General features: G+C 38.3%; 22 protein-coding genes. All 22 read right to left on the bottom strand.

Annotated elements, in window-relative coordinates; genetic code table 11:
• Positions 1–33: 33 nt before the first annotated feature.
• The 22 genes from LM917_RS22345 to LM917_RS22240 all read right to left on the bottom strand — a co-directional run bounded on the left by LM917_RS22345 (position 34) and on the right by LM917_RS22240 (position 22,321).
• Positions 34–1,035, bottom strand: coding sequence for a PP2C family protein-serine/threonine phosphatase (locus tag LM917_RS22345; protein ID WP_232699922.1), 1,002 nt, complete (start codon positions 1,033–1,035; stop codon positions 34–36).
• A 242-nt stretch (positions 1,036–1,277) separates the two neighbouring features.
• Positions 1,278–2,519: an aKG-HExxH-type peptide beta-hydroxylase gene (locus LM917_RS22340; RefSeq protein ID WP_232699921.1), complete on the bottom strand. Its 1,242-nt coding sequence runs from the start codon at positions 2,517–2,519 to the stop codon at positions 1,278–1,280.
• A 14-nt stretch (positions 2,520–2,533) separates the two neighbouring features.
• Positions 2,534–3,790, bottom strand: coding sequence for an MFS transporter (locus tag LM917_RS22335; RefSeq protein WP_232699920.1), 1,257 nt, complete (start codon positions 3,788–3,790; stop codon positions 2,534–2,536).
• Positions 3,791–3,804: 14 nt separating this feature from the next.
• Positions 3,805–4,362 (bottom strand): hypothetical protein, encoded by a 558-nt coding sequence (locus tag LM917_RS22330; protein ID WP_232699919.1) that lies wholly within the window; start codon positions 4,360–4,362, stop codon positions 3,805–3,807.
• A gap of 14 nt (positions 4,363–4,376) precedes the next feature.
• Complete coding sequence (locus tag LM917_RS22325; protein WP_232699918.1) at positions 4,377–5,627, bottom strand: M16 family metallopeptidase; 1,251 nt, start codon at positions 5,625–5,627, stop codon at positions 4,377–4,379.
• A 99-nt stretch (positions 5,628–5,726) separates the two neighbouring features.
• Positions 5,727–5,894: a hypothetical protein gene (locus tag LM917_RS22320; RefSeq protein ID WP_232699917.1), complete on the bottom strand. Its 168-nt coding sequence runs from the start codon at positions 5,892–5,894 to the stop codon at positions 5,727–5,729.
• 88 nt (positions 5,895–5,982) lie between these two features.
• On the bottom strand, positions 5,983–7,926 hold the full coding sequence (locus LM917_RS22315) for a RiPP maturation radical SAM C-methyltransferase (protein WP_232699916.1): 1,944 nt from the start codon (positions 7,924–7,926) through the stop codon (positions 5,983–5,985).
• Between the two features lie 335 nt (positions 7,927–8,261).
• A complete protein-coding gene (locus LM917_RS22310) occupies positions 8,262–8,612 on the bottom strand; it encodes a type II toxin-antitoxin system PemK/MazF family toxin (RefSeq protein WP_232699915.1) in 351 nt (116 codons plus the stop codon).
• Between the two features lie 3 nt (positions 8,613–8,615).
• On the bottom strand, positions 8,616–8,867 hold the full coding sequence (locus tag LM917_RS22305) for a CopG family ribbon-helix-helix protein (RefSeq protein WP_232699948.1): 252 nt from the start codon (positions 8,865–8,867) through the stop codon (positions 8,616–8,618).
• Between the two features lie 198 nt (positions 8,868–9,065).
• Positions 9,066–10,271 (bottom strand): alanine racemase, encoded by a 1,206-nt coding sequence (gene alr / locus LM917_RS22300; RefSeq protein ID WP_232699914.1) that lies wholly within the window; start codon positions 10,269–10,271, stop codon positions 9,066–9,068.
• 4 nt (positions 10,272–10,275) lie between these two features.
• A complete protein-coding gene (locus LM917_RS22295; protein WP_232699913.1) occupies positions 10,276–10,719 on the bottom strand; it encodes a hypothetical protein in 444 nt (147 codons plus the stop codon).
• 348 nt (positions 10,720–11,067) lie between these two features.
• On the bottom strand, positions 11,068–12,093 hold the full coding sequence (locus tag LM917_RS22290) for an outer membrane lipoprotein-sorting protein (protein ID WP_232699912.1): 1,026 nt from the start codon (positions 12,091–12,093) through the stop codon (positions 11,068–11,070).
• 396 nt (positions 12,094–12,489) lie between these two features.
• Positions 12,490–12,933 (bottom strand): gamma-type small acid-soluble spore protein, encoded by a 444-nt coding sequence (locus LM917_RS22285; protein ID WP_255668519.1) that lies wholly within the window; start codon positions 12,931–12,933, stop codon positions 12,490–12,492.
• A 97-nt stretch (positions 12,934–13,030) separates the two neighbouring features.
• Positions 13,031–13,363, bottom strand: coding sequence for an ArsR/SmtB family transcription factor (locus tag LM917_RS22280; RefSeq protein WP_232699911.1), 333 nt, complete (start codon positions 13,361–13,363; stop codon positions 13,031–13,033).
• Positions 13,364–13,528: 165 nt separating this feature from the next.
• Entirely contained in the window at positions 13,529–14,275 is a 747-nt protein-coding gene (pstB, locus tag LM917_RS22275) for a phosphate ABC transporter ATP-binding protein PstB (protein ID WP_232699910.1), read from the bottom strand.
• Between the two features lie 234 nt (positions 14,276–14,509).
• The gene (locus tag LM917_RS22270; RefSeq protein ID WP_232699909.1) at positions 14,510–15,067 is read right to left on the bottom strand and encodes a GerMN domain-containing protein; all 558 of its coding nucleotides are present in this window, start codon (positions 15,065–15,067) and stop codon (positions 14,510–14,512) included.
• A gap of 20 nt (positions 15,068–15,087) precedes the next feature.
• Positions 15,088–16,710: an N-acetylmuramoyl-L-alanine amidase family protein gene (locus tag LM917_RS22265; protein WP_232699908.1), complete on the bottom strand. Its 1,623-nt coding sequence runs from the start codon at positions 16,708–16,710 to the stop codon at positions 15,088–15,090.
• A gap of 228 nt (positions 16,711–16,938) precedes the next feature.
• Positions 16,939–17,376, bottom strand: a complete 438-nt coding sequence (locus LM917_RS22260; protein ID WP_232699907.1) for a hypothetical protein — start codon at positions 17,374–17,376, stop codon at positions 16,939–16,941.
• Between the two features lie 73 nt (positions 17,377–17,449).
• Positions 17,450–17,710 (bottom strand): stage VI sporulation protein F, encoded by a 261-nt coding sequence (locus tag LM917_RS22255; protein WP_232699906.1) that lies wholly within the window; start codon positions 17,708–17,710, stop codon positions 17,450–17,452.
• A gap of 131 nt (positions 17,711–17,841) precedes the next feature.
• Positions 17,842–19,446, bottom strand: a complete 1,605-nt coding sequence (locus tag LM917_RS22250) for a peptide ABC transporter substrate-binding protein (RefSeq protein WP_232699947.1) — start codon at positions 19,444–19,446, stop codon at positions 17,842–17,844.
• Positions 19,447–19,655: 209 nt separating this feature from the next.
• A complete protein-coding gene (locus LM917_RS22245; RefSeq protein ID WP_232699905.1) occupies positions 19,656–21,290 on the bottom strand; it encodes a peptide ABC transporter substrate-binding protein in 1,635 nt (544 codons plus the stop codon).
• 182 nt (positions 21,291–21,472) lie between these two features.
• The gene (locus LM917_RS22240) at positions 21,473–22,321 is read right to left on the bottom strand and encodes a MetQ/NlpA family ABC transporter substrate-binding protein (protein ID WP_232699904.1); all 849 of its coding nucleotides are present in this window, start codon (positions 22,319–22,321) and stop codon (positions 21,473–21,475) included.
• Positions 22,322–22,344 lie beyond the last annotated feature (23 nt).

Here is a 22,344-nt window from a genome sequence, read left to right as displayed (position 1 = left end):
GTAACTAGATGCTATTATCTAAACCTGTATTAGCTAGTTGTAATTGCGTCGGATAATCATAATGGTATAGTCATCATTTATTGGTTGATCTTTTTCCTCTGTGTAGTAGTAGTGAATTTTTTCCACTAATTCCTGCATGGAGATGTTATCATTTTCAGATAAATACTTCCTGATTTTTTGTTCGATGACCTGTTGTGCTAATTCACGGCGTTCCACTACTCCATCTGTTACCAAGACAATGGCATCCCCTTTTTCTAAGGTCACAGAACAAAGTGAATAAGTGGAATTCTTTAGCACCCCAATAGCAGCACCTCTTCCCGATAACTCATACATTTCCTTTTCTTTATACCGATAAATATAACCTGGTTCATGTCCAGCATTAGCATATGAGAAGGTATGAAGCTTTCTGTCATAGATTCCATGCAACATGGTGATAAATACGCAACTAGGCAATTTTATTTCTGCTTGTTTATTAATTCTACTCAGCATTTCGGTGGGACAAATAAGTTCTTCCCCTCTAATCGCATAATGGAGCATAGGAGAATAAAGGGCAGCTGTAATACCAGAACCCATAATATCGGCAATACTAATGCTAAAACGGTCTTCATCGATCTCACTAAAGAAATAATAGTCCCCGCATAACTTTTTTAAAGGAGCCTGTTTTACACCAATATCAATATTTTCATAACTTGGAATTACGGGTAACATATCTTGTTGCAATTGTACAGCTTTATAGATATCTACCTGTATTGCCTTATAATCACATAATACTTCCTCATACTTTTGTAATAATTGTCTGTAGTTGCTTAACATAACTTGAAAGGAATACTGCATTGGGCCAAGAAGAGGCGGATAAGATTCAAGGTTTCGCATATGAATATCATCCATAGCGAAAAAATCCTCTTCACCGATTGTACTCTGAGTCGAGTTCATCGGGGGTGTTTCTGCTTCGTAATTGAGTACGTGAGAAGATAATTGAGTTACATGGCTTTGAAGGGGACTTTGGTCAGTTTGTCTTATCCATTTTCCTGTCATATGGCGCTCCTTTCTCCTTTACGATACAACTATATTCAAAAAAATAACTTTCACTCTTTAATTATAGAAAAATAAAGATGTCACGATTATTTATAGAAGTAACAAATTGTGAACATCTCGTATTAAGTGATTTTTCTCTTGTGTAAAGACTCTCATTTCCCCATAAAAAAAGCTTCGCTCATTAGAAGAGCAAAGCTTTTTCACATCTTATTGTTTTATACCCGGTTAATAAAAGTTTATATTCATCCCGTTGGAACCATTTGTTGTAAGCGCAGGTATTCATCTTCCATTTCCTTTAATAACACTTCTCCTAAATCGGTAAATTTACCATGTGTTTGGAGTACTTGTATCGCTTCCTCTATTTGTAGTAAAACCTCTGCTTTTCGCAGTCTTACTTCTTCACTTTGAATGTGAATTTCTAATCTCTCATACCATTGTGCCACTCGGATAAAAACATAAAGCCCATGCACAATACCTTTTATCGGTCGAAGATCCATACGCCATGGAGAATAGTACCTTTCCTCTTCCTCATTTAAATAAATATCATCTATTTCAAAAAGTTGGTCTAGCCTGCTATGGCTAGCTTCGTGAATAAAATTTTCTACCGTCCAAAATAGATCAGGAGCACGATGACTCAAGAAAATGCCACCTAGGAAATAAGAAGTAGTCATCCCACCTAGAGCTGTAGTTTTCAGTGGGACTAGCAACCTTATGTGACCAATTATCTCTGTATACATACTTGCCCAATACTCTTTAACTAAATCAAGCGCTTTCTCGTAGTACCATACATCTGATAACGTAATCGGGGTAAGTGGTGGGAAATCATCCTCCTTAACAGTAAGAGAATGACCTTTAATAATTTGATATAACTCATTATCAATGTGATACCGAACAATTGGGTCATCACAATCTAACTCGATTTTATTATCGGCTATTGAAATTTTTCTTTTTAATATAGGAGAATTTATGCTCTTCGTTGTGTCTAATAGATCTTCCATTGATATTGAAATGACCTCTATGCCTACCCTCAAATGGAAAGATTCATTTTCTATCCCCAGCTCTATCGATCGATTCTGATACCCTTCCCCTAAAGAAATGTAGATTGGATGACCAGGGAAACGAAGTTCTCCTCGATCATCCAGATCTATAATGATCGATTCTGGATAAAATCCCGTTTTAATAAGTGAAATGTACAAAAATCTGCCCACTTGTCTGCTTTCTTTTTCTAACACATCTAGATCTTTAGTCTGAATCGCTTTCATTAACCTGTTGTTAATCCAATAGAAAAAAATCGGATGAACGGTTTCCTTCCATACTTTCTCAACTATATCCGTCTCACTTAGCCAGGACAATCGCTCCCATTCATCAGGAACCAGCTCACGAGCTTTCTTGATGCATTGGATGAAAATATCCTGGCATTTTTTTTGGTAATAGTTATATACAAAGTCATTGCTCATGTTAGATGTTTGTGTGTACCGAAACATTTCAACCCTCTCCTCTACGCTACATATTGCTTTTCTTCATTTTTTCGAATGGAAGGATTTACCCACATCAAACCAATGAGTAAAATTCCAAACACTGCGATTGCTAAAAATATATCTCTGACGCTATATAATGCAACGAGAGATCCTGTAGCAAGAATTGCTAATGGGCGGAAGGATTCGAGTAATACACGCATCATGCTTGATGCTCTACCCAATACCTCAAGCGGAACTTTTATCATAAAGAGCGTTTGCAGCGTGACATTAGCAATAGAGCTACCTATCCCTGCTACGAATGCACAGCCTATCATTAACCAATACTGAGTCACGATGGATAATAGTCCAAAAGGTATCATGATTAATAGTAGACCTGTCACTAACGCCAAAAATAATTTCCATTTAGACATAAGTCCCACTAGTAATGAACCTAATAGAATGCCCAAGACAAGAGCAATCTCAATAGATGCCAACTGAGATATGTGTGATACATATAATGGAAACAAGATAGAAGTTGGTGCCAATATAAAATTTACTAACATCATATAGATGAGAATGTCACGTAAAATGGGTTCCCCTAAAATGGCACGAAAACCACCAGTTAATCCTTGCTTAATCTTCTGATAGTTCATTTTACCTTCATAGTTTTGGTTCAATTCTTCTCGCTTGATTAACCAGATAAAATATAACGAGATAAAGAAAGATATCCCATTAAACAAAAATACATAGGATAGATCAAAAGAAAGGAGCAATGCTCCAATTGCAGGACCAGCAATACCTACTACTGTCTGCATTCCTTGAGAAATACTTTGAGCCTGACGAATCAGTTCTTCAGGTACAATCGTTCGAACCGTAACAGCACGAGCAGGAGTGAAGTAAGCGCTAAAAGAAGATAAAATGATAGCACCAACAATTAACATCCAAGGTTGTAACCATCCCGCTAGTAATAGTCCAGCAATGGCTAATAAAATAATGCCTCGTCCAACATCAGCTATCATCATGATACGACGCTTATTTCCCATATCTACTACTACGCCTGCAAAAATACCCAATAGAATCAATGGAATGATCTCAGCCGCTAACAAAATAGACATTTGAATGGAACTATTGGTGAGTAATTTCATCAACCAGATTAAACCAATTGCATAAACGCCGTCTCCCAGATTGGATATTAACTGAGCTGCTATAAGATTACGATAGTCTCGTATAGCGAATAATCTTTTAAAGTTTGATGGTACTTTTTCTTCAGGTTTCTCCAATGCCGACATGTCTTCCATAAATACCTCCCTTCTTATATTTGGGGTCCTGGGAACAACGATAATGCCATTGTGTACCATTCACTTTCCTCGTGATCTACATCCTTTATTTCTTGATCAAATTCTTCTTCCAAAGCTTTAAGTCGCTCTAAGTAGTTTTTAATTTTAGATGGATGGATTTTTACATGTACCATTCCAAGATGAACTGACTTATCCTGACTAAATCCTTTAATGAGATTCTCTTTCATTAAATCTAAAATATACAGAATAGTCTTCATCTTTTCGGTATGACTTTCATTTCCACTTGAATGCAATTGAAATGTTTCCGTGTTTGCTGCATAAAATTTCTCAATACTGTTTCCGTTCACTTTCTCCATATGTAAACTAATTAGATTTTCTTTGAGTAAGTGATCTATTACATAATTAATTTTAGCTCGTGATTGGCCCAGTCTTACTGAGAGTTCACTTGCAGAATGCGGAGCCTCCAGCAAACAGAGAAACACTTCAATTCCACGATCTTGAAGCAAATTTTCCTTGGCAGTACTTGAATTGTCTCGTAACGGATTCTCGACGTTGTTCGATTGATTTATCATCTCCATGTTCCTCCCTATAGTAAAATAGACAATTCATCCGAGCTTGCTCCCAATGCTGATAAGGCCATTCTGTCGTCAATAAACATACTTTTTGCCAGATTTTTGATATCATCGCAACTAACCGTGCGTATCTCGTACAATTCCAGATCAATGAAAAAATCCTTATGTAAAAGAGAATAGCGACCGGTTATTTGCAAGTGTTTACTTGTGTTACCGAATAATTGCAACATGTTCGTAACACGTGCAGCTTTTACTCTTTGTAATTCCTCTTCACTTACTCCATTTGCTTTAATATCTTCTAAAATACTGATGATACAGCGGTACACCTCATCCATTTTGTTCTTTTGGCAATTAACATTTATAGCAATATAGCCACTTAAAGAGTAGCTCTGGGCATAAGAAAATACCGTATAGGCCAACTCCCGTTTTTCTCGCAACTCAGTGAACAATCTCGATTTTAACCCGTTACCAAGAATATCTGATAATAAGTACATAGCATGTCGTTCCCTGGAATGGAATGAAGCTCCTACAAAAGAAACCGTAAAATCAACTCGATCCGATTTTCCAATTCCTACTATGCTCGGTTCGATTTCAACAAACACATCTCGATTATAATCAAGGTAATTTGTAAAGCGTTTAGATGCTTTGATGATTAAATCCATTACTTGATCAGTTTCCACATTACCTTGAATGATCAAGTGCGTATTTTTCGGAGTGTAAAATTTTGTAAATCTTTCTTGGATTTGATTCTCTGTAAATGATGCGATATTATTTCGATTTCCAATTACAAAGAGCCCTAACGAACGGTTCCCCCATAGAGCTTGTTCAACTAATTCTTCTTTCACACGTCCTGAAGAAAAATAAGTGTCTGCCTCTTGCATTATTATGGCTCGCTCATGCTCTACAACTTCTCTATTCACATTACACTCGGTAATAATACTACATAGTGTATCTATCATCTCCGGTAAGCATTGCTCTTGGGCTGAGAGTGTACATCTAGTCATTTCCTTTCCTGTAAATGCTTCGTACAATGCACCCTTATCCATTAGCTGTCCTAATTTTTTTCTCGTATCCTCATAAAGATTATTGTAATTGAATGATAAATGCTCAATAAAATGAGAAATTCCATTTATGGAACTATCCTCGTCTTTTACTCCATGATTAATAAAAAGCCCAATGTTTAATGTCCGAGCAGTAGTATTGGGGCTAATCGTCACCTGAAGGCAATTCTCTAGTACTATTTTTGTAATTGATTCAAGATACATGTCACTCACCCCACATTAAGAAATGGAATATCGTCCTCTCCCCATTAATATAGAAGAGAGGACATTTTTCATGATGTAAAGAAAAAGTTAAACTTTATGTTAGATAGAAACCGAAACACTTACCGTAACTCCTTGTTCACCTACAGCAGCTTCTTCAGAACTATTTACTAGTGCTTCTCTTACTTGCTCACTTACAATAACAACTTCACCATTTTCATTTACATGGAATGCATCTGGAGACAGGATAAGCTTTTTTTTCTCAGACATGTTCAATCCTCCTTTTTTTATAAAACCAGTAATACACTCGTCAATCCTAAGTAGTTTGTCACCCCCCTTCTAATAACTATCAGTTTTTCTAGATGAGAACTTCTTTTTTAGCTGAATTTTCCGATAATAATAACAGACGCTCTAGTCCATTCTTACTCGGCATATAGTTCCCGAGTGGTATTGCTAGGCTCACATAAACGTCCGCTTCTGTAACCATCCATTGCCGCTGCACAAAGGAATCTAACATCGCACGAACTTCTTCTTCCGTAATGGAAATGCCCTGATCCTTAATATTTCCCCATATCGATTTAAAGGAACGTAAGCGATCACACTCTTGATAAATATGTTTTTCTATACCTTGTAAAGTAGTTACATTTTGATTGCCGGCAATTGGTCGTAAGTCCACCATCACAAGGTGCTCTCCCGTTACGGTATAGAAGAATTCACTTTCATCATGTGATTGTTGCCATGAACGTAATCCCTGAATCAATTCTTGTACATATGAATTAGGTTCTTGGCCACTTACATAGTCAAAATCAAAGTGATAGGCCATTTTCATTAGTGCTTCACGAGATTGGTCTTGATAGATGAGGGGGTAGCATGCCATGGGTCGAATATTAGTCATGCCATGTTTCTCTGTGTTATTAAAGTAGGGGCTGAAACGATCTAAACGAATAGGGCCATATGCTCCAGGAGGATCAAGATGGTAGAGAGCAGGAAATATTTTGAAAATATGTTGGTATTCAGATTCCTGTTCACCAGGAAACCCGTAAAGGAAATTCCATAGTGGTTTTACACCAAATTCTTTTGTCCACTTTAATAGTTGAATGTTTTGTAACATGCTGACTCCTTTATTCATTAATCGGAGCACTGAGGTTATCATACTTTCAATACCTGGTTGAATATAATGAAACCCTGCTTCTTTAAAAAGATTGACCTGTTCTTTTGTTAAATTAGCTTTGGTCTCGTAAAACATATCTAAATCTATCTTTTTCTCACTAATCATCGGTAAAAAACTTTTAAAATACTGCATATCAATGATGTTATCAACCGCTGAAGCCTTATTCGTATACTTGCTGTATCGTTCATAGAGACTAAGCAACTCATCTAATGCTCGCTCAGCTGTTTTACTTCGAAAAGTCATGTTTGAACCGTTTAAGCCACAAAAAAGACAATGTTGTTTTGCTCCCCACCAACAACCACGTGATGACTCAAATAAGAATCTAGGTGGTACAGTCTGCTGAAGTAATTCATATTTTTCCATTTGTTCAAAATATTCATCGTAATTGGGGTATGGCAAGTCATCCATCTTATGGACTGAATCGGAGTATTCAACAACTGATGTAATTCCTCGTTTTCGTCGCTTAGTCTGGGTTACAATGCCTTTTATATCACAATCATCCCAATTTCCTGTCAGCCTCAACTTTTCCATAAAATCAACAAACGAATAGTCGCCTTCTCCAGAACAAACAGCATCAATAAAAGGGAATTCATCTAAAATGCCTTGCCCCATCTCGCCTTCCGCATTTGCGCCACCAATTATGATCCGTAAGTGAGGCCAACGCTCTTTCATTCTCTTAGCTAGACTTAAAGAGGCTACATTTTGCTCAAATACAGAGGTAAATCCAATGATATCGTATGAAGCCCAATCGAATTCATTCAATACCCTTTCAAGAAACGGTTCAACATGTGAGCGTATCTCTTTTATGGTTTCAAATAGAGATTCTTTCTCTTCCATTGATTTCTTTTTCCAATAATTATCAAAGAAGTATGTCTGAAACTCAGAGATATTATTTTTTTTATAAAGTGATTCAGAGAAAATCCATTCTCCACAAAGTGAATTAATGGGAATAATTGAACTCTCTGTGATATAATCGTAGGTTTCTGGGCTAATCATAGAGGAAAAAATTAAGTTGAGGTAATACGTATTACAGGAAAAATCGCGATTTTTGAGAGCGGCTTGCAAGAGGGAAATTCCAATTGAGGGTCGATATAAAGAACCAAATGGCATGTTAAGCAGAGCAATTTTCAATCATTACCACCTTCGTTCGTGTTATTATTTTACAATAATTATATAATATCCCAAAATATAAATCACCTATTTTTTAAAAAAATAATTTTTTTTTTAACCTTTATTGATAGTCAAGAGATATATATACAACTAATCAAAAAATAATTCCATTCCTGTTTATATTTTTTTTTGTTACTAATAGTAACATTGACACCATCATATTTTACTGCTCACATATCTCATTTATACCGTCGCCACACAAAAAACCGAGATCTCTAAACCAACTAATAGCTGGCTTAGAGATCTCGGTTAAAGTTGAACGAAACAGGATACTACTTCTTCAACCTAGTTATAAATTAAAAATCTATTAATCCGAGACTAATCTGAATTGCTTCATCAACACGGTCCATCATCTCATCATTTAGATGTGTGATCTTGTCTGTTAGTCTTTGCTTATCAATGGTCCTTATTTGTTCCAATAGGATAACGGAATCCCGATCAAATCCATATGTTATCGCATCGATCTCAACATGGGTAGGCAATTTCGCCTTTTGTATCTGAGCAGTGATCGCAGCGACGATAACCGTCGGACTAAAGCGATTTCCAATATCGTTTTGAATAACTAATACCGGTCTGACTCCACCTTGTTCCGAGCCAACTACAGGGGAAAGGTCCGCGAAAAATACATCGCCACGTTTGACATTCACGCTCTACACCCCGCTAACTAAGCGGTCTACAGTATGATCAGCTTCCTCTTCTGCATTAAATGCTTCTGATGCCATATTAAGATTGATCTTGGCCATTTCCATGTAACCACGTTGCATGGTTTCACGTATAAAGCGTTTTTTGCGTTCTTTCAGATAAAGACTCATTGCTTGTCGTACCAATTCGCTTCTGTTGGAATTCTCTTTCTGAACGACACCATCGACCTCTTGCAGCAAATGTTGCGGCAAACTAATCATGATCCGTTTCGTTTCTCTTTTAGACAAGACAATCCACCTCCAGCCATGACCGTAACCTATTTCCTAATTCGTTACTATAATTCCATACGTATCAGTACCATTATGTCGAACCGTATTTAAAAATATACCTATTTTCATTTCTTTTGCCGGATCTTACCTTATAAAAAACATTTCTTACATCTTATTCGATCTATTCTGCTAAATTCCTGCCTTTTTTCTACTTTCCTGTAAGAAGTTATTGGCAATTCCGTGACAAATTCCGACATACTGACCATTTCGTACGTACACACGTGGAATTCGATAGTTAAGCATGCAGGAAATTTCGTAGTTTATTGTCCCGAGCAGGGTAGCGATCTCATCTAAGGAAATCTCTTCCTGACCTTGTCGGCCATATAAAACAACCTCATCCCCTACATTCGCCGTTCCTTCTGGAATGCTCAGCATGATTTGATCCATGCATACTCTGCCAACAATAGGCACACGTTTACCAGACCAAATAGCTGAACCACGATTGGAAAGCTGGCGGGAAAAACCGTCACCATATCCAATGGGCACAGTTGCAATCTGCTCATTGCTATCTGCATAATACGTAGCACCATAGCTGATGCTTGCCTTTTGCGGTAACGTTTTTATATGGGCAATTCTCGACTTCAAACTAAGGGCAGGAGTTAGAGTAACGCGTCCTTGCTGTTTTACATAAAGTGAAGGATATAATCCGTATAAGCCTATGCCTAAACGGATCAGATCATAACCCCATTCTGGAAATAGAATGGCGGCAGCTGTATTGTTGCAGTGGACAAGAGGCAACATATTACCTGCTTCTTTTAACACGGTTAATAATTGCTGAAAGCGTACGTGCTGCTCAGTGACATGGGTGGTGTCTTCTTCATCAGCACAGGCGAAATGTGTGAAAATTCCTGCCCATTCGATACCGGCCGAGGAATTAATTCGCTCAACCAGTTTCAACACTTCTTCTTCTTCCCGCACGCCAATTCTTCCCATGCCTGTATCCACTTTCACATGCAGAGCCAAATGACCGCCTTCTGCCTGCAGCAAGCGCGCTGCTTCCTCTACCCAATCTACGTGATAAACCGTAAGTTCGATGTTTTCGTGAATCGCGTTTGTAATAGCTTCAATTGGAGTATATCCCAGTACTAGAATTGGAGCTGTGATCCCTGCTCGTCTCAGGACAAGCGCTTCATCTAAAGCCGCTACGGCAAGACGTGATGCACCGTTTGACAATGCTTCTTTTGCTATAGTAGTAGATCCGTGTCCATATCCGTCAGCCTTAACTACAGCCATGATCTGAGTATGAGAAGGAATGTGTCGACGTAATGCTTGAACATTGGAAGCAATTGCATCCAAGTCAATCTCTATCCAGGTATCACGAGCAAATGGCTTCATAAACCTACCGCCTCTTGTTCTTCTTTTGAATAAGTTGAATTTGTTGATTTAATTCTGTAAGGAATTTGCGATTAATCATTAAAGAAGCGCGTTTTCCATTTAACCTGTACAGATGGCGTCCTTCCAAGATAGGCTCTACCTGTGTTAAATGAAAGGCTGTTTCTACACCTCTTATCGTAATGATTAAATGTGTTTTCGTTAAGGTATAGTGGGGATTAAGCACCGCTTTATAGATAATCGGAGTGAGCCCCAATAATACAACTGCACTTCCTACTGCTACTACCTTAAACAACGCTGAATTACGATCTTCAAAGAGAAGTGAAAGTAAAATAATTGCAACGATAAATACAATTGTTTCTAAAATACGCATTCTAGGATTCTTGCGTAGAAACAAGTCGGAATATGTTGCTTTATCGCTTACTATAACTTCCCCGTATTGTGTCTTCATCTAAGCTGGGTCACCTCTTCCGTCCATATAACTCGTAACGTATCTTACCCTTTTTTTAGTATTCCTGTCAATAAAGTGGGTGATAAAATTCAGAAAAATTTGTCTATTGTTGTCATTTTCCTTCTTCATATTTATCTATTTTATCCTACTATTAGAGAAGCTGAAAACGATGTATTCGCTGAAAGAATTGCTAGGTTTCTCTTCCTTCTCCCGATGAACAACACCCTATATGAAGTCCATTAGAAAAAGCTATTTCTTCATTAGAAGATGTATCAGGAAATTCCTCTACATTTGTTTTACATTCTGATGCAGGAAAAAAGACGAAGCATTGCTTCGTCTTTTCCTTACTTATTTTCCGCCTACTCCATACGTAGATTGTGCGACCTTGATCATTTCTTCTTCAGGCAGGTCACCAGCTAATTTAAACTCTACGCCATCTAACTCCCATTTGAGGACTCGCTTATTATCGGCTGTATGTGAGATGGCTCCGATTGTAAACATGAGATCTACTGGTTCAGATTCTTCCATCCACACAGAAGTAGCTGATGGCCTGTTTTCAATTAAGGAGTAATTAAAATTACCTTGGTATTTTAGAACTACTGCTCTTTCCTCTTTATAAGTAACTGGCCCCACACTTTCTAATTTTACTCCTGCTGGAAGATAAGTAGGTTCAATCGTACCAAAATCACTTGTGAGATCCTCCGTGCCAGGTTGACTCATCGCTGGAACAGCTTGTATGCCACTCGTCATATTTTTGTCTTTATTAAAATCATCTTTTGTAAATTCTGGATTAAACACGAATTCAGTAAATTGAATATCTACCAGTTTATTCGAGTTATTATCCATAATCTCTGCTTTCTTTGGTATAAGCTCATCCGTTAGCCAAATTTTTTGTTTGCTGAAGGAACGATTTCCACTATAGTTGGCTTTTACTTCGAACATATACTCCTTGTCATCCATTTTCACCTTGCGAGTTGTGTCATCAATGATACTGTGAACTAACGTCTCATATAAATAGAGAGGTCCATTATTTTCCGGCCAACCACTTTGGAAGCGGAAGCTTTTTTTCAAATGGGGCGTTAGAACAAATACTCCTTCATCATTGCGTAAAATAATCTGTGTAATATTACGTTGTTTTGAAGTAAGTGCTACCCGATAGTTGGTGGGCTTTGAAAACCACACCTCCACATCATATTGCTGCGGTGTTGTTCCAGTCTGCAATGTCAGAATAGCGTTCGTCTTGTACCCTGTTATCTTTTCCAGTTTCCCTCCCAAATCATTAACTACATCTTCTGGTGTCTTCGTTCCGAAGCATCCAGTTACAACCAATGCGAGCAACAGCACCATCACCAAACCAAATGCCCTACGCTTCATTTTTTCAACTCCCCTTGTCTAATTTCGACAAAGGAGGGTCTGACTGTCTATTTCCTAGGAAATTTGTCAGAGGTGAACAAGCTCCAAGACAACTTGTCAATACTTGTTGAAAAGCCTTTATCTTCAACAAGTATTTCTCAACTTATGTTGAGATAGTTAGCTGTCTTTCTTGCTTGCTCCAGCTTGGTGCTCATTGCTCATCTGCCATGATTCCTTTTGCTTACAGGTCATTAGTAGATCTGTAAAGCTAACAGTTTTTTCCCTCCTGCTCTATGCGTTATATATCTATGTGCATTCTCGTCCCAATATGCAGACAAGTTGGAGTTGTCTTATTCAATTATTGAAACTCAAAATTAAGAGCCTTCACCATAATGGTGAAGGCCCACTGTTAACCTGTTATTCCGTAGCGTTATTTTGTTGAGAAGCGCGAGAAGCAGAAGCTTGGTTTTGGTTGCGTACTTGAGCTACGTTTGTCTCACTTGCAAACTCAGTCGCTGTGTTTTGTTGTTGAGAAGCGCGAGAAGCAGAAGCCTGGTTTTGTTTGCGTACTTGAGTTGCGTTTGTCTCACTTGCAAACTCAGTCGCTGTGTTTTGTTGTTGAGAAGCGCGAGAAGCAGAAGCCTGGTTTTGTTTGCGTACTTGAGTTGCGTTTGTCTCACTTGCAAACTCAGTCGCTGTGTTTTGTTGTTGAGAAGCGCGAGAAGCAGAAGCCTGGTTTTGTTTGCGTACTTGAGTTGCGTTTGTCTCACTTGCAAACTCAGTCGCTGTGTTTTGTTGTTGAGCAGCTCTTGCAGCTCTATTCGCAGCAGCATTTGTACCTTGTGTCTTGTTGTTTTCCATGTTGTCTCACCTCCTCAATTCACAATAATAATGTGTGCTTGAGAGATGAGATGTATCCTAACCTTTTTTTGGTATGATCATCCATAAAATGACAATATTAACTACTAAGACTCACTCTTTGTTGCTTGTCGACTAACGGTTTCAAATCTGGTAAATGCTCTAGAATAGATGGGATGAGCTTATTCGAGTCTGTGTTAAGGGAATAAAAAACCCATGCTCCGCGTCGTTCTTCCTTTACTAAGCCTTGGCTCTTCATCTTAGCTAAATGCTGAGAAACGGAAGGCTGAGATGCCTGCAGTATCTCCACTAGATCCCGTACACATAATGCTTGCACTTGTAATAGAGCTAAGATCGTTAACCTGGTCTTGTCTCCCATTATCTTAAAGAAATCCGCATATAACATTATTTGAACTATTTCTGTGGAATCCATTATCTCCCCACCTTTTATGAATCTTAATTAAATTCAGTATACTATATGCTCGCTATGGTGGGAATCTATGAATTTGCACGGATAGAGTACTGAACACTGTTCTTCCCTTGATACAGACAAAACTTACCTGCACCTAAAAAAAAGAACGACTTATTAGCCGCTCTTTTATCCAAACCGTCCTGAAATATAGTCCTGAAGCCGTTTATCTTGAGGATTTTCAAAGATCTCTGTTGTATCGTTGTATTCAATATTCTCTCCTTGTAGGAAGAAGGCAGTTCGATCAGAAATACGTGCTGCTTGCTGCATATTGTGGGTAACCATTACCAGAGTGTAATTTTCCTTCAACTCGGCTAAAAGTTCCTCAATTTTAGCAGTGGCAATCGGGTCCAATGCAGAAGTTGGTTCATCCAGCAAAATAACTTCCGGCTCAACAGCAAGTGCTCGAGCAATACATAATCGTTGTTGCTGTCCACCTGACAAGCCTGTAGCAGGCTTGTTTAGAACATCCTTTACTTCATCCCACAAAGCTGCTTTTTTTAGACTGGAAACAACAATTTCCTCCAAAGTAGCTCGATCTGTAACCCCATGAAGTTTTGGACCATAGGTAATGTTTTCATAAATGCTTTTTGGAAACGGGGTAGGCTTTTGAAAAACCATTCCAACACGTTTCCGTAATTGTTCTATATCCCACGAAGGATCGTATATATTTTTATCACTTATTTTAATACTACCTTTAATCTTTATTTGGGGAATCATATCGTTCATTCGGTTAAGTGTGCGTAAAAATGTTGACTTTCCGCATCCTGATGGACCAATCAATGCAGTAATTGTTTTTTCCTGCATATGCATGTTTATATCTTTGATCGCATGGGTAAGGCCATAATATACATGAAGTTGCTCCACAGTAATCATGCTAGAGCTTCAACTCCTCTCATCGCTTCTAGAGCAACTTTACCTCATACACATGAAGATGATGTATGGATAATGTAAAGTTTTCTTTAAGTCATACTTTATTGCATTACATTTCTGGCTACTGATCGCAGGCGGACGTAACTCAATAGATTTGCACTTTATCTTATACGTGATTACAACATAAAAGCGGTGAGCTTTAAGCCCACCGCTTTCTAATACCTGTCAGGTTTCTTACTAAGATTCACGAGTTATGGGATTGGTAAAAGATACATGTCCCATGAGAGACTCTGTCGGTTTCCCATCTACAAGAATATTAATCTCTTTTACTTCCGAGAATTGGAACATTGTTTGTTTGAGAGCATCAATGGCAAATGCTTCGCCACTTGAACCAAGATTGTACTGGTTCGTGCTCTTACAATCGATAGTCAATGTACCATTGTTAAATGTAATAGAGTGATATTGAAAATTTTTCCAAAGCGGAAAATTGGTTTCCTTCTTTGGTTTTTCTAATAACTCCATTGCTTTTGCATATTTGTCTTCATCTTTTTTTGGCTTTACAATCTCTTGTTGCTCTTCAATCAGCTGGGTTAGATCGCCATCGGCATAATAAACCTTCAATGGTAATGTAACTTCTTTATCAGTGACTGGCTGCTCGGTTTGTGCACCATTATTAGACGGTACCTCCACTCCCGGTGGTACCTCTGGCGTAGTTGTTTCTGGCGCATTACCACGTCCACATGCCACTGCGAAAATGGTTAAGAGTGCGCACATGAGAATCGCTACACGTTTCATGGCGAATCTGCCTCCCTTTACTAATAGGTCTGATAGTATTCGACGATAGCATCAGCAAGTGCTTTGGCTACTTTATCCTGAAATTGCGGCGACATTAACTTTGAATTTTCATAGGAGTTGCTGAGGAAGCCTGTCTCTGTCAAGACCGCCGGCATCTTGGTATTCTTAATGACGTAAAATCCGCTTTGTTTTACTTTGCGATCCGGGAAGCCTGTTGCATTCACCAAATGCTTATGAACAACTTTGGCAAGATCTGAACTATTTTGATTATAATAGTATGTTTCAGTACCCTGAGTTGTTGGACTAAAAGAGTTGGCATGGATAGAGATGAACATATCAGCTCCAGCATTGTTTGCAATCTCAACTCGTTTTTGCAAGGATGGATATACATCGGTAGTTCGAGTAGCAATTACCTCAAAGTCTTTGTGCTTTTTCAGGTAGTCTATCAAGTAATTCGACACAGCAAGAGTGAAGTCCTTTTCATAATTTCCTTGTGTCCCTATTGCACCGACGTCCGATCCCCCGTGACCAGCATCAACCACGATAGTGAACTTCCCTTTTGCTGGCTTTTCTTTCACTTTCAGCGTGAAGCCTTCATTTGTGTTTACGATATCATAATCACCTGCACGGCTCAATTCTACAACAACTCGAACAACATGCGGATTAGATTGATATTGACTGTACCGGACTGTACGAATAAGTGGTTCCTTACTCTCACCTGTTTCATTCCATAAATCATACGTGTAATCGTCTGTCATAGGTACCTTCACTTCTTTTATATCCCCGGTAGACAGTCCTTCACGCAAAGAAGACGATAATTCTGTTGATGGTAAATCCAAAACAATTCGATACGGGTCTTGTAAAACACTTGCTTTAGGAACGACGGGAGAAGAAGTTGCTACATGAATATCTGTTTTTTCCACATATACATCCTGTAATTTGTTAACCTTCTGGATAATAACTTGGTTACGGTCCTTGTCCCATTTGACAACATCCAACTTAAGACTTGACTCTATATCCTCCAGAGAAACAACAGGTGTGTTAGAATCGATATTCTTTTTGAACGTAGCTTTATTCCAAATATCTTCCTGTTTTACTCCAAGCTTGTCCGCAACTGCCTTAACGGGAAGTAACACTTTGTCATCCCAGCGATATAATTGCTCACTTGCAGGCAATGCTTCTCCATTAACCACAGCCACAATCGGCTCATTAGCCAGAACAGTACGAGTGTCGTTATCCCAACCAATATTTGTACCTAAAGCCTCACCAACAAACCGTAATGGTAGCAACATACGGTTATTTACCAACTCGGGAACAGCATCCAGGTTGTGCAATTTACCGTCTATGTAGGCTTTTTTACTTTTTGTTTGCAAAACAATTGTTCTGCCATCCTTGGTAATGGTCGCTTTCCTTTCTTTTTGATTCCAATCGACATCTGCTCCTAAACCTTCAGCGACAACACGAACTGGTACAAGCGTCCGACCATTAGACATACTTGGTGGCACTTCTGTTTGAACTACCTTACCTTCAATCCGTAGATTGATGTCATTGGCAACAGCCGCTTGCGCCACGGCATCTGTACCCTGTGGTCCCAACCATAAAAAACTTCCTAGGGCAAGTACGCCTAACACAAACTTTTTCAACTTTTTTCCTCCCTTTACCTAGCTGTTCATCTTATAGACGTGACTTGTCGAAAAAAAGTTTATAGGATTTTAGTCCTACTTAACCATTTTTTTGGCAACAATTTCATTTTACCAAAATAAAATGACAAAATAAGCCTTTATAGGATTATTTTACTTTTCTGAATTAACAAGAAAAAGCTGATTGTCTCCTTACATAAGAATTACAATCAGCTTCTTCCTTGTTTTCTTTTATTTTTTTTTCGACTGCGTTGCTTTTCCATCTGCTTCTTTTGTCATACCACCAATTAGTTGCTGCATCATTCCTGTTACAGCTGGATTGGATAACAATTGCATCGTATCCTTCAAATTTATGTTTTTCATCTGTGGCATTACAGACGTAAGCTGGGGCATCATGGAACCAAGCTGGGGTAGTAGTGGTAGCATTTGTTCCAAATTAATTGCTGGCTTAGGCTTTGGAGCTTCTTCGACTATGATTGTGGGTTCCGGACGACGTCTTCTAGGGAAAAGAAGCCTGGTTATTGGATTTTGAAATTGTGGCTCAGATTGTTGGTGGGAAGCAGCGCGAAGGCGACTAAGCATGCTTTTTAGTTCCATGATTTCCTGACGAATTTGCGCCATCTCCTTTTGGACATAGGCTTGCTGATCTTGCTGCATCGTCGTAATCATTCGTCCCAATTCTTGAGATTCGGTTGGACTGCGCCTTTTTGGAGCAAGTTTTCTGGTTATGGGAAGTCCCTCCCTACTTTTTCAGATTTCTACGAATTGTATCCAGATCGTTTTTATCAAACCCTTTACGTTTTAATTGATCTAACATGCCACCAATGTCTTTTTGCTTCATTACCTTTTTTACCTGGGCCACGTAATTATCTAGGTCCTTTCTTGTCATTTCTTTGCCTGTTTTCCTTGCTAGATCTTTAATAACATCTCGAATACCTTCATCCGATTTCAACTTCTCCTTATTAACGCCTTGGGCTAGCCTCAACAATTTTGCTAAGTCCATGGTCAGCCTCCCTCCAATTGATCGTTCCCTTTACTCTATGTCCGAGATGACGGAGGGGTTTGGTCATATGTCCTATATGTAACGAAAAAAAAGGCTGACATGTGCGATGTCAGCCTGTTACAGTCAAAATCTTATTCCATTACAGCCCATTTGAAGTCAATGTTACCAAGTGGGTCTACAATTACATTTTTCAGGTTTTTATCTTGTAACCACAAGTTAGAGTCAAAATAGATTGGTACGATTGGCATTTCATCAACCAAAATTCTTTCTGCCTCAGTCATGTACTCACTACGTTTTGCCAGATCTGTTTCAGCAGACGCTTTGTCTAACAGTTCTTTGTACTTAGCATTTTCCCATTTGGTATCGTTGTTACCACCAGTTTTGTCTTTATAAATATCAAGGAAGCTGATTGGATCGTTATAGTCTGCGTTCCAACCCATACGTCCTACTTGGTAATTACCACTGTGCATATCTTCAACATATACTTTCCACTCTTTATTAACCAATGTTACATTAGCACCAAGAACTTTTTTCCATTGGTCTTGAATGGTTTCTGCAATTTTTTTATGTTTTTCAGCTGTATTGAAAGATAGTTCGATTGGAGGTAGTTTCGTTAATCCCTCTTCTTTCATACCTTCTTCCAACAATTTTTTCGCTGTTTCAGCATCGTAGTCTTTAAATAGTCCGCCTTTATTTAACTCCATTGTTGGAGGCAATACACTCATAGCTGGGATTTGTCCAGATTGAGTAATGTTATCTACAATTGTTTGACGATCGATTGCATAGGCAAACGCTTTACGAATTTTTGCATTGTTAAATGGTGCTTTTTCTGTATTGAACTTGTACCAGTAGATACCCGCTTTTGCTTGCGTATTCGCTTCACCTGAATCCATCTTAGGTTTAATCGCATCAGTAGGAATCATACTTGTTGGTTGACCAGCCCAATTAAGTTCGCCTTGTTCAAACATAGACAACTCAGTGCTCTCATCGTCGATCATGTTCATGTTGATCTTGTTTACTTTTACATTTTCTGCATCCCAGTAGTTTTCATTTTTCTCAAGGATGATACTACTTTTATGTTTCCATTCAGTCATTTTGAATGGTCCGTTACCTACATGTGTTGCTGCTTCATTAGCCCATTCCTTATTAGAGGAAACTAATTTTTCATTAACAGGGAATAGTGTGTAGAAAGCTGTTAACTCAAGGAAGAATGGAGTTGGATTTTCCAAAGTTACTTCTAAAGTATGCTCGTCTAGTGCTTTAACACCTACATCTTCTACTTTAGCTTGTCCTTTGTTATAAGCTTCTGCATTTTTCAAATAATATAATTGATAGGCATAACTTGCACCCAATTTAGGTGTCAAAACACGTTTCCATGCATATTCGAAATCTTTAGCCGTTACTGGTTCACCATTAGACCATTTGCTCTCACGTAGAGTGAAGGTATAAGTTTTTCCATCTTCAGACATTTTATAATCTTTTGCTACAGAATTGGCTAGCTTGCCATCTAAGCCTGGACGCATTAAGCCATCAAATGTAGCACGTAGAATTGTAGAAGAAGCACTGTCGTCTGCTAATCCCGGGTCAGCAGTTGGTGGTTCTGATTTTAAGTTGATGCTAATTTCTTGTGCTAGTTCTCCTGAACCTGCGCTGTCACCAGATCCTCCGCCACAACCTGCTAGTACAGTTCCTGATACCAGCACAGTGCTTAGGACTACAAATAAACTCTTGTTCATTTTCATTGATGTGCCCCCCAAAGTTTACATATAATGAATATATAGCATTTAATATACCCTGTTTATAATGGGAATGTGCACATTTATAACAAAAATTAATTATCTTTTATTTATTTACTTTTAATAATGATTTATAAAGCCTTTATCACATTACCATATATTAAAAAAAAGAAGCGCAACATGTGCGCTTCTTTTTAGATCCGAGCTTATTATTTTGTAATGTCTGCCCATTTCCAGTCGATATTACCAAGAGAGTCAAGTATAACTCCAGTAAATTTAGGGTTTTGTACCCAAGTGTCAGTGCTGTAATAGATAGGAGCTAGAGGCATTTCATCCATGAAGATTTCTTCTGCTTTTTTCAACATATCAGCACGTTTTGCAATGTCTGTTTCTTTGTTAGCATCATTAACAAGCTGTTTGTACTCTGCGTTTTCCCAGTTTGTATCGTTGTTTCCGCCTTTTTTATCTTTGAACATTTCGATGTAGTTGATTGGATCGTTAAAGTCTGCATTCCATCCCATACGTCCTACTTGGTAGTTACCTTCATGCAGTTTGTCTAGGTATACTTTCCACTCAGCGTTTTCAAGTTTAACATCTACACCTAGATTTTTCTTCCATTGGTCTTGAATTGCTTCAGCAATTTTCTTGTGAGACTCAGCAGTATTGAAAGATAGAGTTACTGGAGGAAGTTTACTCCAGCCCATTTCTTTCATACCTTCTTCTAGCAATTTCTTAGCAGTTTCAGCATCGCCATCTTTGAAGAATCCTTCTTTCTTGTATGCCATGGATGGAGGAAGCATACCCAATGCAGGAAGCTGACCAGCTTGTGTTACATTATCAACGACCTCTTGACGATTGATTGCATAAGCAAAAGCTTTACGGATTTTTGCATTGTTAAATGGTTCTTTATCTGTATTAAATTTGTACCAATAGATGGATGCTTTCGGATTTACTTTTAGTTCATTAGAATCTTTTAGTGGTTTAATCGCATCTAGTGGTATCATACCGGTCGGGTGACCTGCCCAATCCAATTCACCATTTTGGAACATTGCTAGTTCAGAGTTCTCATCTTCTACCATTGCGAACTCAAGTTTATCCAGTTTTACTGTATCTTTATCCCAATAGTGTTCGTTCTTTTCAAGAACTAGTTTGCTCTTATGTTGCCACTCAGTCATTTTGAAAGGACCGTTACTTACGATTGTTGCTGCTTCATTAGCCCAGGTTTTGTTAGACTCAACCAATTTTTTGTTAACTGGGAAATACGTATAGAAAGAAGTTAGCTCCAAGAAGAATGGAGTAGGGTTTTCCAGCTCAACTACAAGAGTTTTGTCATCAGTAGCTTTGATACCTACTTGATCAGCTGGTACTTCACCTTTGTTATATTTTTCACCGTTTTTGATATAGTACAATTGGTATGCATAGTTAGAAGCTAATTCTTTGCTCAAAGCACGCTTCCATGCGAATTCGAAGTCATGAGCAGTTACAGGTTCACCATTGCTCCACTTGGAATCTCTCAAAGTAAATGTGTATGTTTTTTTATCATCTGATATTTTAATATCTTGAGCAACGGAGTTTTGTGGTTTAGCTTCTGCGTCAGTACGAGTCAAACCATCATAGGTTGCACGAATTACTGCACCGGAAGTGGCATCCTCTGCTAGACCTGGGTCAGCTGTTGGAGGTTCAGAGTGAAGATTTATCTTCACTACTTTAGGATCTCCTTTTGGAGCTTCTGCTGCTTTACCAGGCTCAGTTGGAGCTGGAGCCGTACTATTTCCACCGCAACCTGCTAGAGCTGCACCAAGAACCAATACAGAACTCATTAGAACAAATATATTCTTTTTCATGTGAATCCCCCTTAATCTTTCTGATATACATAACTATAACTGTTTTTGTAAAATTATAAAATAATTTTCTTTCACATTTAATTATTTTTTATTAATTATCAAGATAAATAAATAAAAATAAACACACAGTTATAAAAAAATAGGCTGTCGAGGAAATCGACAGCCTATCCGTCCTAATTTTATTAATTCATTTGACCTACAAACAGGAAATCACCTTTATATTTCTCTTCAATAAACTTCTGAACTTCTGGTGAAGTAATTGCTTTTGCCAGTTTTTGAATTGCTTCGCTATCCTTGTTATCTGGACGAGCAACTAATACGTTAACATATGGATTATCTTTTCCTTCTTCTAGGAAAATCGCATCTTTGGTTGGATTCAAGCCAGCCTGTACGGCAAAGTTAGAATTAATTAACGCTAAATCTACAGCATTGTCATCGATAGAACGAGGCAGCATCGCTGGCTCCAACTCTACTAGTTCAATCTTTTTCTCAACAATATCAGCAACTGAACCGTTCATGCCTACGCCATCTTTCAATTTCAGAAGACCAGCTTTTTCTAGCAGTGCTAGAACACGACCATGTTCTGTCTGTGCACTAGTAATAGCAACTTTTGCATTTGCTGGCAAAGAATTCAAATCTTTATATGCCTTAGATTTGTTAGAGTAAATACCCATTGGTTCAATGTGTACGCCAGCTACTTCAACTAGATCAAGCCCTTTTTCCTTTTTGGTATTCTCTAACCAAGGAGTGTGTTGGAAAAAGTTAGCATCGATTTGTTTTTCTGCCAACTGCGTATTTGGAAGAACAAAATCTTGGAACAAGACGACTTCCATCTCTACATTTTCTTTTGCCAGAATCGGTTTTACTACTTCATTTAGAATTTCTGCATGTGGAACTGCTGTAGCTCCAACTTTAATTTTGTTTGAACCGCCCTCTTGTGGTGAACCAGCATTTTCACCAGTTCCGCTACCGCATGCTGTAAGACCAACTGCAAGCAACCCTACTAGTAGTGCAGAAACAATCTTTTTCATTTTTGGCTTCCCCCTCTATTTTT

This window comes from Brevibacillus daliensis (assembly GCF_021245735.1).
Taxonomy (GTDB): Bacteria; Bacillota; Bacilli; order Brevibacillales; family Brevibacillaceae; genus Brevibacillus_B; species Brevibacillus_B daliensis.
Note: the sequence above shows the minus strand (reverse complement) of the source record. Positions and strands in the feature narration are given on the sequence as shown.